The following is a 14,594-nucleotide window of genomic DNA, read 5'->3' as shown; positions in this document are numbered from 1 at the left end:
CCAAGTGTGGAGAGAGGCTTGCCCCCGGTGAGGCCCTGACAGACAAAGAAGATTAAAGCCCTTCCAACTCCGCCATCAAATCACTCAACCGATCCACCTTCTCGGCACTGATCTCATTGGCCGCGAGCCCCTCGATATACTCAGCCAACTCCGCCACCGTGCTGCACTCGAACATCGCCCGCAGCGGCACATCCCGCTGCAAGGTCTTCTGCACCCGCGAGGCAATCTGCGTGGCCAGCAACGAATGCCCGCCCAGTTCGAAGAAGTTGTCCTCTACCCCTACCCGCTCGACGTTCAGTACTTCGGCCCAGATATCAGCCAAGGTGGTTTCCAGTTCGTTGCGCGGCGCCAGGTAGTCCTGGCTGTGCAACTGGCCGATCTCCAGGGCCGGCAGGGCCTTGCGATCGAGTTTGCCGTTGGCGTTGAGCGGCAGGCGGTCAAGCCACAGCCAGTGCAGCGGCACCATGTATTCCGGCAGTTCGGCGCGCAGGCGTTGCTTGATGCGGTCCAGGCGTTCGCCTGGGTTAAGCACTGCATCCGCCGCCACCAGGTAGCCAACCAGGTGCTTGCCGTTGACACCTTCCTGCACACCCACCGCCGCGTCGCGCACTTCCGGTTGTTCGTGCAGGCGCGCTTCGATTTCACCCAGTTCGATGCGGTAGCCGCGAATCTTCACTTGATGATCGACACGCCCGACATACTCCAGCACGCCGTCACTGCGACGGCGCGCCAGGTCGCCCGTGCGGTACAGGCGCTCGCCCGGCGCACCGAACGGGTTCGGCACAAACACCGGGGCGGTGCGCAGCGAGTCACTGACGTAACCGCGACCTACGCCGGTGCCGGCGACGCACAACTCACCCACAGCACCCTGGGGCACCAGCTCCAGCGCACCATCCAACAGGTACAAACGGTTGTTGTCGGTCGGTGTACCAATCGGCAGGTAAGTGCCACGGGTCGACGCCAGGTCGACACGGTAGAAGGCCACATCGTCCGAACATTCCGCCGGGCCATAGGCGTTCACCAAACCAATCTCTGGATAACGCAGCAACCACTGGTGCGCCAGCTCCGGTGGCATCGCTTCGCCGGTTGGCAGCATCCAGCGTAGGCCGTCCAACCCTATACGGTCCTGAGCCAGCATGCCCTGGATCAGTGATGGCACGCTTTCCAGCACGGTGATTCCTTGGGTCTGAACGTGTTCCAGCAGACCTTGGGGATCATGCGCGATAGTGTTCGGCACGATATCCACCCGCGCGCCAAACAGCGGCGCGGCAAGGAACTGCCACACGGAAATATCGAAGCTCTGCGACGCGGTCTGCGCAATCACATCCCCGTCACTCAAGGCCAGGTACGGTACCTTGCTCAACTGGTTATTGAGCATGCCGCGCTGCTCCACCATCACGCCCTTGGGCAGGCCGGTGGAGCCCGAGGTGTAGATGACGTAGGCGAGGTTGTCCGGGCCACTGTAGATCCCCGGGTTTTCGCCACGTGCCGGTATCTCTTCCCACACCAACAGTTGGCAGTCGAAGCCGTCCAGCAACTCGATGGCCTGCTCGCGGCACACCTCGGTGCACACCAGCAGCGGCGTGCGGCTCAGGTCGATGATGCTGCGCAGACGCTGGCTCGGCAGGCCGGGGTCCAGCGGCAGGTAGCCAGCACCGGCCTTGAAGCTGCCGATGATCATGCCCAGCAGGTCAAGGTTACGTTCGGCCAGCAACGCCACCGGTTGATCGAGGCCCACGCCGGCTGCAATCAGCGCATGACCCAGGCCGTTACTGCGGCGGTTCAGTTCGTCGTAGGTCCATTGTTGATCAAGGCAACTGGCGGCGATGCGCTGCGGATGCGCGGCCACCTGTTCTTCGAATAACTCGATATAGCTGCGCTCAAGCGGGTAGGCGTGCTCGCTCTGGTTACAACCGTCTACCAGGAACTCACGCTCCTGCTCGCCAATCAGCGGCAGGTCGGCCATGTCGCCATGGAAGCCCTGCACCAGCGCCAGCAGCAGGCGCTTGAACTCACCGAGCATGCCTTGCACGGTGGTTTCGTCGAAGTAGCGCTGGTCATAGGACAGGTGCAGCCCCAGGTCATCCCCCGGATAGCACACGGCGGTCAGCGGGAAGTTGGTGTGGGTGCGGCCGGAGTCCGAGGTGGCATTCAGGCTTTGCGCACGGTCCAGCACCGAGACTTCCACCGGAGCGTTTTCGAACACGAACAGGCTGTCGAACAGCGGCTGGCCCTTGGGCAGTTCGCTGAGTTCCTGGATCGTCACCAGCGGGAGGTATTCGTACTCGCGCAGTTGCATATTGCTGTCGAGCAAGCCGCTCAACCACTGGCGCACGCTGCAACGCTGGTCGTCCTCGGGCAGTTTTACCCGCAGCGCGATGCTGTTGATGAACAGGCCGACGGTGCGTTGCATCTCGGGCATCTCTACCGGGCGCCCGGCTACGGTGACGCCGAACAACACATCACGATCACCGCTCAGCCGGCGCAGCACCAGCGCCCATGCCGCCTGGGCGAAGGTGTTGACGGTCAGTTGATGAGCCTGGGCCAGTTCGCGCAACTGCGCACCGTCGCGGGCGTCGAGGCGGGTGTAGCAGTCGCCGACCAGCATGCCACCGTGGCCGGCGTGGTCGCGCAGGAACGGACGGTCGCTCGGGATCGGCGTGGTGCGCTCGAAGCCTTGCAGGTTCCGCTGCCACCACTGGCGTGCTTCGCTCAGGTTCTGGCGTTGCAGCCAGGCGATGTAATCGCGATAACGCGGCGGCGTGGCCAGTTGCGGGGCGCGGCCTTCGCCCAGGGCCATGTAGATTTCGAAGAAATCATTCATCAGCAACGAACGGCACCACGCATCGATGAGGATGTGGTGGTTGCTCATCATGAACCAGTAGCGCTCGGCGCCGACGCGGATCAGCCGCAGGTGGAAGGGCGCCTGGTTGAGCAGATCGAAACCGGCCTCGCGCTCCTGCTTGAGCAGCGCTTGCAGGCGCGGTTCCTGTTCGCTTTCCGGGTCGTTGCTCCAGTCCAGGTACTCAATCGGCGTGCTGCCCGGTGTGTGGATCACTTGCAGCATGTCTTCGCCGATGTTCCAGCAGAACGACGCACGCAGGGCTTCGTGGCGGGCGATCACCGCCTGCCAGGCCTGGGCGAAACGCTCGGGGTCGAGGGCGCTGTTGATACGGTAGCGGTCCTGCATGTAGTAGAGGCCGGTGCCCGGCTCCAGCAGGGTATGCAGCAACAGGCCTTCCTGCATCGGCGTCAGCGGGTAGACGTCTTCGATGACGCTGGCGGGCACCGGCAAGCTGTCGAGTTGCGCCTGGGTCAGGTGCGCCAGCGGGAAGTCGGACGGCGTGAGGCCACCGGCGTCGTCCTGCAGGCAATGCGCGACCAGGCTTTGCAGCTCAGCGAGATAGGCATCTGCCAGTTCACGGATGCTCTGTCGATCATGGCGTTGGCGGCTGAAGGTCCAGCGCAGCACCAGTTCACCGCCGTACACCTGGCTGTCGATGCTCAACTCGTTGGGCAGCGGCGCGTCCGGGTCATGGGCCAGGCCTGCGGACTCATCCAGCGGATGGAACAGCGCATCGGCGCCGAAGCTCTGGTCGAACTGGCCCAGGTAGTTGAAGGTGATCTGCGCGCTGGGCAAGGCAGCCATGCTGTGTTTGCACAGATCATCGGCCAGGTAGCGCAACACGCCATAACCCAGGCCCTTATGCGGCACGCCGCGCAGTTGTTCCTTGATCGCCTTGATCGAATCGCCCTGCCCGGCGTGCGGGGTCAGGCGCAGCGGGTAGGCACTGGTGAACCAGCCGACGCTGCGGGTCAGGTCGATATCATCGAACAGGGTTTCACGGCCGTGGCCTTCCAGTTGGATCAGTGCCGAAGCATGACCAGTCCAACGACACAGCACACGGGCCAGGGCGGTCAGCAAAAGGTCGTTGACCTGGGTGCGGTAGGCACTTGGCGCCTGTTGCAGCAACTGACGGGTGTGTTCGGCATCCAGGCGCACGCTGACGGTGTCGGCATCGCGATTGCGCCGTGAACCGTGCGGGCGAGACACCGGCAACCCCACTTCCGGTCCGGCCAATCGGGCCTGCCAGAGGCTCAATTCTTCGCGCAGGGATTCGTTGCCGGCATACGCCTGCAAACGCGCAGACCAGTCACGCAGCGCGCTGGTCTTGGCCGGCAGGCTGACGGAGCGGCCGTCGCTCAGTTGGCGGTAGACCGTTTGCAGGTCTTCGAGCAGGATGCGCCAGGACACGCCATCCACCACCAGGTGATGGATCGCGATCAGCAGGCGTTGTTGCCCTTGGGGGCCGTCCACCAGCAAGGCGCGCAGCAGCGGGCCGTGTTGCAGGTCGAGGCTGCGCTGGGTGTCGGTGAACAGCGCGGTGCACTGCGCCATATCACGCACTTGCGCCTGCATCAGCACGCCACCTTCCGGCACGGCCAGATGCTCGGCGTGCCACTGTGCATCGCGCTGGGAAAAGCTCAGGCGCAGCGCATCGTGGTGTTCCAGCACCGCCAGCAGCGCTTGCTCCAGGCGATGAGGGTCCAGCAGTTGCAAGGGTTTGAGGACCAGCGCCTGGTTCCAGTGTTGACGGTTCGGGATCTCGGTGTCGAAGAACCAGTGCTGGATCGGGGTAAGGCCCGAGCGGCCGGTGAGCACGCCTTGCTCGGCGCAGATGAGCTCGGAGCGCGTGGCCACGGCGGCCAGGGTTTGCACGGTCTGGTGCTGGAACAGGTCGCGAGGGCTGAAATGAATCCCGGCCTGCCGCGCACGGCTGACCACCTGGATCGACAGGATCGAATCACCGCCCAGTTCAAAGAAGTTATCGTCCAGGCCGACTTGCTGCACATTCAGCACGGCGCACCAGATCGCTGCCAACGTCTGTTCAAGCTCGTTGCGTGGCGCAACATAGGTCTGGCGATTCGCCTCGGGATCCGGCTGCGGTAACGCACGACGGTCGAGTTTGCCGTTGGCGGTCAACGGCATGCTGTCAAGCACGATCAGGTGCGCGGGCACCATGTAGTCCGGCAGTTGCGCCTTGAGGTGCGCCTTGAGCGCATCGCGCAATGCGTGGTGCTCGACATCGCTGACCAGGTAAGCCACCAGCTGTTTGCCACTCGGCGAATCCAGCGCCAGCACCACTGCTTCACGCACGGACTCGTGCTCCAGCAGGCGGGTTTCGATTTCGCCCAATTCAATACGGAAACCGCGAACCTTCACCTGATGGTCGATCCGTCCCAGGTACTCCACCAGGCCATCGGCGCGTTGGCGCACCAGGTCGCCGGTGCGGTAAAGGCGCCCGCCGTTACGCGCAAAGGGATCGGCCACGAACCGTTCGGCGGTCATGCCCGGACGCTCGTGATAACCCTGCGCCAGGCCCGCACCACCGACATACAACTCGCCGGTCGCCCCTTGCGGCACCAGGGCCAGGTCGGCATCGAGAATGTACGCCACACGGTCGCCGATGATGCTGCCGATCGGCACGCTGGCGGCGCCCTCCTCCAACTGCTTCGGTGCAAGGCTGGCCAGCGGCATCACCACGGTTTCAGTCGGGCCATAGGCGTTGAAGAACACCTGCGGCTGGAACGCCGCGCGAATGCGCTGCAAGTGTTCGCCGGTCAGGGCTTCGCCGCCGGTGATGCACATGCGCACCGGCAAGGTCTGCTGCTGAGTCGCCAACCACTGCGCCAACTGGCTGCCGTAGCTCGGGGTGAAGCCCAGGATATTGATGCCATGGGTGCGGATCAATCCGCAGATTGCCTCGGCATCCCACTGGCCCTGGGCACGCAACACCACCTGCGCACCGCTGAGCAACGGCACCAGCAGGCGCTCAGTGGCGGCGTCAAAGTTGATCGAATAGAAGTGCAGCTCGCAATCGTCCGGGCGCATGCCAAACCGCTCGATCACCGCCGCGCAATGCATGGCAATTTCACCGTGGGCCACCACCACGCCCTTGGGCTTGCCGGTGGAGCCGGAGGTGTAGATCAAGTACGCCTGGTGTTGCGGCAGGCTGATAAACGGCAGCTCATCGGCTGGGTAGTTGGCGAGTACCGGCAAATCATCTTCCAGGCACCAGCACGCCACGCTCGCCGGCAATTCGCCAAGGGCTTCGAACATCGCCGCATCGCTGAGCAGCAGGCCGATGCCGCTGTCTTCGATCATGTAGTGCAGGCGGTCCAGCGGGTATTCCGGGTCCAGCGGCACGTAGGCGCCGCCGGCCTTGAGGATCGCCAGCAGGCCGATGACCATTTCCAGCGAACGCGGCAACGCCAGGCCGACCCGCACCTGCGGGCCGACGCCACGCTCGCGCAGCATCCAGGCCAGGCGATTGGCGCGGGCGTCCAGTTCGCGGTAGCTGAGGGTAACGCCGGCGAAGGTCAGCGCGGGCGCATCGCCACGGGCTTTCGCCTGCTGGCTGAACAGCGTGTGAATGCACTGATCAAGGCGATGTTCACCGGCTTCGACGCCCAGGCTGTCCTGTAGCGCGCGCTGTTCCGTAGCACTGAGCAACGGCAATTCGCTCAGACGCTGCTCGGGATTGGCGATCAACGCTTCCAACAGGTTGCGCCAATGCTCGGCCATGCGGGCGATGCGTGGCTCATCAAACAAATCGGTGCTGTAGGTCAGGCAGCAACCCAGGCGATGGTCGAGGTCGGTGACTTCCAGGTTGAGGTCGAACTTGGTCGCGCGGGCATCGTTGGCCAGGTACTCGACGGTCATGCCAGCCAGTTGGCGGCTCTGCTGGAATTCCCAGCGCTGCACGTTGCACATCACCTGGAACAGCGGGTTGTAGGCCGCGCTGCGCGGCGGTTGCAGGGCTTCCACCAAGTGGTCGAAGGGCAAGTCCTGATGGGACTGGCCTTCGATCACGGTGTGGCGCACCTGTTCGAACAGCTCAGCCACGTTCATCTGCCCGTTGAGCTGGCAACGCAGCACCTGGGTATTGAGGAACGCGCCGATCAGCCCTTCGCTTTCCGGGCGAATACGGTTGGCCACGGGCGCACCGATGCGCAGGTCGGTCTGGCCGCTGTAGCGGTAGAGCAACACGGCCAGGGTGGCGGTCATGGTCATGAACAGGGTCAGGCCGTGTTCGGCGTTGAAGGCACGCACGCGGGCGGCGAGGTCATCGCTCAAATCGAAGCGGTACAACTCGCCCCGATGGCTTTGCACCGGTGGGCGTGGGCGGTCGCCAGGCAGTTCGAGCAGCGGATGTTCGGTGCCCAGTTGCCGAGTCCAGTAATCCAACTGGCGCTGACGTTCACCCGCTTCCATCCACTGGCGCTGCCACACGCTGTAGTCCAGGTATTGCACCGGCAACGGCGCCAGCGGCGACAGGCGTTCGTCGATAAAGGCTTCGTACAACGCGCTGAGTTCACGGGCAAAGATGTCCATGGCCCAGCCTTCGGTGGCGATATGGTGCAAGGTCAGCACCAGGTAATGCTCACGCTCGGCGGCCTTGACCAGGCAGGCGCGCAGCAACGGCCCGGTTTCCAGGTTGAACGGCGTATGCGCCTCGTGATCGGCCAGTTGCTGCAAGCGTTGCTGGCGTTCGGGTTCGGCCAGCGCGGAGAAGTCCTGCCAGTCCATGCGCAAGCCGGTCTGTGCCGAGACCTTCTGACAGGCCACACCGTCGACGCTCGGGAAGGTGGTGCGCAGGGTTTCGTGACGCATGATCAGCGCTTGCAACGCCGCCTCGAAACGCCCCACATCCAGCACGCCACGCAGGCGCGCCATGCCACCGACGTTGTAGGCCGGGCTGTCCGGTTCCATCTGCCAGAGGAACCACATGCGCTGCTGGGAATAGGACAACGGCACCGGCCGGCTACGGTCGACCTTGGCGATGGCGGTTTGTTGGTTGCGTTGGCCCGAGGCCTGGATCAGCCCGATCTGTTCGGCGAAAGCGCCCAACTCGCTGGCTTCGAACAAGGTGCGCAACGGCAGCTCGACATCACAGGCCTGGCGGGTGCGGGAGATGATTTGCGTAGCCAGCAGGGAGTGACCGCCCAGGGCGAAGAAGTCATCATGCAGGCCGATTGTCGGCAGCCCGAGGACCTCGCGCCAGATTGCAGCGATCTGCTGTTGCAACGGCGTTTCGGGTTCGACGTGCTCACGGGTTTGCCACACCGGCTCCGGCAATGCGCGGCGGTCCAACTTGCCACTGGGGCTCAACGGCATGGCGTCCAGGCGCATCAACAGCGCGGGCACCATGTACTCCGGCAGTTCGGCGGCCAGGGCGGTCCTGACCTGCTGTTCGTCCAGTTCGGCATGGGCGGTGTAGTAACCGAGCAACTGGGCGTCACGCACCAGCACCACGGCCTGGGCGATGCCGTCCAGGGCGAGCAGGCGCGCTTCGATTTCCTCCGGTTCCACGCGGAAACCGCGCAGCTTGACCTGCTGATCGAGACGGCCAAAGTACTCGAGCACACCGTCGGCGTTCCACCGGGCACGGTCGCCGGTGCGATACAGGCGCGTGCCTTGGTGGTCGGCAACAAAGCGTTCAGCGGTCAACCCAGGGCGACCGAGGTAACCCCGCGCCAGGCCAATCCCGCCGATGCACAACTCACCCGGCACGCCCAGCGGCACCGGGTTGAGCTGCTCGTCCAGCACGCGGCAGATCACATTGCCCAGCGGACGGCCAATCGGCGAGCGCTCGCCGTCTTCGGCGTGGCAGTGCCAGTGGGTCACGTTGATCGCGGTTTCGGTGGGGCCATAACGGTTGTGCAATTGCACCGCTGGCAACTGTGCCAGCACGCGGTTGCGCAGCTCGGCGGGCAAGGCTTCGCCACCGGAGAACAGGCGGCGCAGGCTGGTGCATTCGGCCACCTGCGGCTCATCGATAAACAGCTGCAACAGCGGCGGCACAAAGTGCAGCGTGGTCACGCCATGCTCCTGCACCAACTGCGCGATGCGATGCGGATCGCGATGCTCACCGGGGCCGGCCAGCACCAGGCGGCAACCGCTGATCAGCGGCCAGAAGCATTCCCACACTGACACGTCGAAACTGATCGGCGCCTTTTGCATCAGCACATCGCTGGCGTCGAGTTGATAAGTGGCCTGCATCCACTGCAAGCGCTCGGCCAGCGCCGCATGGGTATTGCCCACACCCTTGGGCTGACCGGTGGAACCGGAGGTGTAGATCACGTAGGCGAGGTTATCGCCGTGCAGGTGCAGGCCGGGCGGCTGGGTGGGCCAGCTGTCGAGGTGCAGGCTGTCCATCGCAATCACGCACACGCCGTCAGCGCTCGGCACCCGCTCCAGCAATGCAGTCTGGGTCAGCAGCAGGTGGACGCCGCTGTCCTTGAGCATGTAGGCCAGGCGTTCGGCGGGGTAGTCCGGGTCCAGGGGGACGTAGGCGCCACCGGCCTTGATGATCGCCAGCAGGCCGATCAGCAGTTGCGGCGAACGCTCGGCGGCGATGGCCACGCACACGTCCGGACCCACGCCTTTATCGCGCAGGTAGTGGGCCAGGCGGTTGGCCTGGGTGTGCAGTTGAGCGAAGGTCAGGCTGCCGCCGTCCCAGACCAGCGCGGTGCTGTCCGAGGTCTGCTGGTTGAGCAGATCGGGCAGCCACTGTTGGGCGGGCGCGCAAGGGGCTTGGCTGTATGGCGCCTGTTCGTCGTGCTGCATCAGCATGAGGTCGCCGATGGCTTGCCGGGGCTGTTCGCAGACGGCATGCAGCAGGTTGATGTAGTGCTCGGCCAGGCGCTGGATGGTCGCGTTTTCGAACAGTTCATCGGCGTAGTCGAACGACAGGCTCAGGCGCCCGTTGCGGTCTTCTTCGGTGTGCAATTGCAGGTCGAACTTGGCTTCGCGGCTATGCCACGGCAGCTCGTCGGCGAGTATGCCCGGCAGGCGACGCAAGGCGCTGAGGTCGCGTTGCTGGTGGTTGAACATGACTTGGAACAGGCCCTGTTCGCGGGCTTGCGGGAAAGCTTCCAACAGTTGCTCGAAGGGCAGGTCCTGATGGGCTTGGGCGCCCAATGCCGTTTGGCGTGTCGCGGCCAATAGCTCGTTGAACGGCAGGCGCCCATCTAGCTCGGCACGCAACACGAGGGTGTTGATGAAGAAGCCGACCAGGCCTTGGGTTTCCTGGCGCGGGCGGTTGGCGTTGGGCACGCCGATGCGGATATCGCGCTGGCCGCTGTAGCGATGCAGCAGGCTTTGGAATGCCGCCAACAGCAGCATGAATGGGGTGGACTCGTTGGCCTGGGCGGCGTGGCGAATCGCTTTGCTGAGGCTGGCGCCAAGCCGCACGGTGTGGCGTGAGGCACTGTGACAGTGGTGTACCGAGCGCGGGTGGTCGGTCGCCAGGCTGAGGGTGGGATGCTCTTCACCCAACTGCGCTTTCCAGTACGCCAGTTGGCGCTGGCCTTCACCTTCGGCCAGCCATTGGCGCTGCCAACTGCCGTAGTCGGCGTATTGCAGGACCAGGGGCGGCAGTTCCAGGGTCTGGCCTTGGGCTGCGGCGGCGTAGAGGCGCGAGAATTCGTCGATCAAAATGTTGAGCGACCAGCCGTCGGCGATGATGTGGTGCAGCGTCACCAGCAGTTGGTGATCTTCATCGTCGAGGCGCACCAGGGTCACCCACAGCAGCGGGCCTTTTTCCAGGTCGAACTGGGTGCGCGCTTCGTCTTCGCGGATCTGTTGCGCACGGGCTTCGCGCTCGGCAACGGGCCGGTCGCTGAGGTCGATGACTTGCAGTTCGAAATCCGCTTTGGCGTCGACACGCTGGAAAGCCTGGCCGTCGCGCTCATAGAAGCGCGTACGCAGGGCTTCGTGGCGCTGGATCAATTGCTGGAAGCTGGCGCGCACCGCGTCTTCGTCCAACTCGCCGCGCAGGCGCAGGGCACCGGGGATGGTGTAGGCGCTGCTGTGCGGGTCCAGTTGCCAAGTGATCCACAGGCGGTTCTGTGCCAGGGATTGGGGCAGTTCCTCCTGACGGGACAGCTTGTGGATTACACCTTGGGCGACGCCGCCATCCTGCTGCAATTGCGCGACAGTCGCGGCAAAGCCTTGCAGGGTCGGCGCTTCGAACAGCAGGCGCAGGCTCAACTCCAGGCCGAGGGTTTCACGCAGGCGCGCGACCACTTGGGTGGCAGTGATGGAGTTGCCGCCGAGCAGGAAGAAGTGGTCATCGGCCGCAACGGTCGCGACCTGCAACTGTTCGCACCAGATCGCGGCGATCTGGTTTTGCAGGTCGGACTCCAGCGCTCCGGTGCTCACCTGCGCTTGCAGATCGGGGAACTGCGCATAGCTGTCGAGGCTGCCGTCCCTGTGACGAAGCGCACACGCCGCGCGTTGCACCTTGCCGCTGGAAGTCTTCGGCAAGGCACCGGGATTGAGTAACACCACCACGCTCGGCGCCTCTTGATAGGCCTCGGCGACGGCCTGGCGGATCGCCTTGATCAGCGCATCGGGCGGCAGGATCTTCTGCACGCTGCGGCTGATTTCGGCGGCAATGCCGATGCCTTCCAGGCCCTGATCATTCACCGCGAACGCGGCGACCCGGCCTTTGCGTACCACTTCCACTTCGCGCTCGACGGTCTGCTCGATGTCCTGCGGGTACAGGTTGTGGCCGCGCACGATCAGCAGGTCCTTGAGGCGGCCGGTGATGTACACCTCGCCGTCACGGATAAAACCCAGGTCGCCGGTGCGCAGCCAGGTACGGCCGGCATGTTGCACGAAGGTCTTGGCGGTGGCCTCGGGGTTGCGCCAGTAGCCGTGGGCGATACTCGGCCCGCTGGCCCAGAGTTCGCCGACGTGGTTATCGGGCAGTTCTGTGAGGCTGTGCGGATCGGCGATCAGTACCGCGTGTTCGGGTTGGCTGGTGCCGCAACTCATGATCGCACTGCCCTGCCCTGGCTCGGCACGGTTGGCGGCCAGGGCCTGTTCGTCGACGCGCAGCGCGGGAATGCCATGGCCACGGCTACCGCCGGCGACGAACAGGGTCGCCTCGGCCAGGCCGTAGGAGGCGAAGAAATTGTTCGGGGTGAAACCACAGGTGGCGAACTTTTCGGCGAAGCGTTCCAGCGTGTCGAGGCGGATCGGTTCGGACCCGGAATAGGCCACGCGCCATTTGCTCAGGTCCAGGCGGTCCAGGGCCGATTCACTGACCCGCTCACTGCACAGGCGATAGGCGAAATCCGGCCCGCCACTGATGGTTCCGCCGTATTCGCTGATCGCTTCCAGCCAGCGTAACGGCCGGCCGAGAAAGTAGGCCGGCGACATCAGCACGCACGGTACGCCACTGAAGATCGGTTGCAACAGGCCGCCGATCAGGCCCATGTCGTGGTACAGCGGCAGCCAGCTGACGATCACGTCGTCGGGGTTGAGGTCGATGCCGAAACCGCGCCGGATCAGCACTTCGTTGGCCACCAGGTTGCCGTGGCTGACTTGCACGCCCTTGGGCAAGGCGGTGGAGCCGGAGGTGTATTGCAGGAAGGCGATATCGTCCGGGTGCAGGTCAGGGCCGACCCAATTGCCGACACCTTCCAGGCTATCGACGCTTAATACCGGCGGCGCATTTTCGATCTGCGCCAGGCCATCGGCGAGACTGGCGATGGTCAGCAACAGGCGCGGCTCGGCATCGCCGATGATCGACAGCAGACGCTCTTGATGATGGCGCCGGGTGGACTCCGGCGGATAAGCCGGCACCGCGATCACCCCCGCGTACAGGCAACCAAAGAACGCCGCGACGTAGTCCGGGCCGCTGGGGAACAACAGCACCGCACGATCGCCCAGCTCGGCATTGGCCTGCAAGGCAGCGGCGATGGTGCGGGCGCGCTGGTCGAGGTCGCGATAACTGAGCACAACGCTGTGCTCGGCGGATTCGGCGAGGAAGCGCAAGGCGACCTGGTCCGGGGTCTGCGCGGCGCGACGTTGAAGGGACTGGACCAGGGTGCGGGGAAGTTCGAAGGCGTCCATCATGGGGTTCCTGCCTGAAATCGGCTTACGGGAAATTCAAGAATTCGGGGGTTTGTTCAGCCGACGGCGAGTGGCCGCGCCGCGCCATTGCGCCAGCGGGCCAGGTGTTCGTCGGCGTAGCGCCGCACGCAACGCAGCACCGCGCTTTCGTGTTGCACGAGGAAGAAGTGGTGACCGTCGAACATGTCCAGGGAAAAGCCGCTGGCGGCGTCGAGTTGCCAGTCGAGCAACTGGTCGGCGCGCACACTGTCCTGCTTGCCGCCGAACACATGGATCGGCATGCCCAGCGGTGCACGTTCGCCGTAGGTGAAACTGCCGCACAGCAGGAAATCGGCGCGCAGGATCGGCAGCATCAACTGCATCAATTCGGGGTTGGCCAGAGCTTCTTCGGTGGTGCCTTGCAGTTCGCGCAGGCGGGCGATCAGTTGTTCGTCGGTCTTTTCGATGGCGTACTCGCTGACATCACGACGGGCTGGCCCGGCCGTGCCGGAGGCGAACAAGGCGAGCGGCGCGGGCACACCGCGAGCGTTCAAGGCGTGCGCCAGCTCAAAGGCGAGCAGACCGCCAAGGCTGTGGCCGAACAGGGCATAGGGGCCATTCAAGTCGCGGCTGATTTCATCGGCGAGCTGCGCAGCCAAGGCCTTGATATCGCGTTGCAACGGCTCGTCCATGCGCATGCCACGGCCGGGCAATTCCAGCGGGCAGACCTGCAACCACTCTGGCAGGGCCCGGCGCCAACGCGCATAAACCATGGCACTGGCGCCCGAATAGGGCAGGCAGAACAGGCGCAGTCGAGTCGGCGTACTCATCAGGCGACGACTCCAGACCGATACACGCCGCTTGCACGATAGAAACCCATGTCGTCCTCCTCCTTGGTCGTTTTACTAACGGACCTGTCACCCAGAAGAACGGACGGCACCGGCAAATAATTAGTCGCCAGGGACGCGCGAGACGTGGTTCACACCAAACGAGAAAGCATAAGATTAGTTCGCCTTCTCATTTGACAATCATTATCATTCAGCATAATTTGTTGCCCGATGTGTAGGAGGCCCCGGCACGGACGCCCTCCCCTAACCTATTGGCAGTAAGGTGATTTCCATGACGGAACAAGTATCCACAGGCAGGTGCGACTCACCGCTTCTCCAGGCATTCGTCGATAATCGGCTGATTCTGGTGAAGATCGCGGCACGCATTACCGGCTGCCGCTCCCGCGCCGAGGACGTGGTGCAGGACGCCTACTTCCGGCTGCAATCGGCGCCGACAATCACGTCTTCGTTCAAGGCTCAATTGAGTTATCTGTTCCAGATCGTGCGCAACCTGGCGATCGATCACTACCGCAAGCAGGCCCTGGAGCTCAAATACTCCGGGACGGAAGAGGAAGGCTTGAATGTGGTTATTCACGGCGCTTCACCGGAAACCTCGCACATCAATTTCAACACCCTGGAAAACATCGCCGACGCCCTGACCGAGTTGCCCCAGCGCACCCGCTATGCGTTCGAGATGTACCGCCTGCACGGCGTGCCGCAAAAGGACATCGCCAAGGAGCTGGGCGTGTCGCCGACCCTGGTGAACTTCATGATCCGTGATGCGCTGGTGCACTGCCGCAAGGTGTCGGGCAGCCATAGCGATACGTTTGCGCGCAGGGTGTGATGCCGCACCGGTGGTG

Annotated in this window: 3 protein-coding genes; 1 reads left to right on the top strand and 2 read right to left on the bottom strand. The window is 64.1% G+C overall.

Annotation, left to right across the window (positions count from 1 at the left end; translation table 11 throughout):
• Positions 1 to 52 precede the first annotated feature (52 nt).
• Entirely contained in the window at positions 53 to 12,931 is a 12,879-nt protein-coding gene (locus BMX59_RS13975) for a non-ribosomal peptide synthetase (RefSeq protein ID WP_093122365.1), read from the bottom strand.
• A gap of 53 nt (positions 12,932 to 12,984) precedes the next feature.
• Positions 12,985 to 13,737: a thioesterase II family protein gene (locus BMX59_RS13970; protein ID WP_092243108.1), complete on the bottom strand. Its 753-nt coding sequence runs from the start codon at positions 13,735 to 13,737 to the stop codon at positions 12,985 to 12,987.
• Positions 13,738 to 14,026: 289 nt separating this feature from the next.
• Here BMX59_RS13970 and BMX59_RS13965 point away from each other — a divergent pair, with 289 nt between their 5' ends.
• Entirely contained in the window at positions 14,027 to 14,578 is a 552-nt protein-coding gene (locus tag BMX59_RS13965; RefSeq protein WP_005789991.1) for an RNA polymerase factor sigma-70, read from the top strand.
• Positions 14,579 to 14,594: the final 16 nt, after the last annotated feature.

The organism is Pseudomonas sp. NFR09 (assembly GCF_900111535.1).
Lineage (GTDB): Bacteria > Pseudomonadota > Gammaproteobacteria > Pseudomonadales > Pseudomonadaceae > Aquipseudomonas > Aquipseudomonas extremorientalis.
This window is presented reverse-complemented; position numbering and strand designations above follow the sequence as displayed.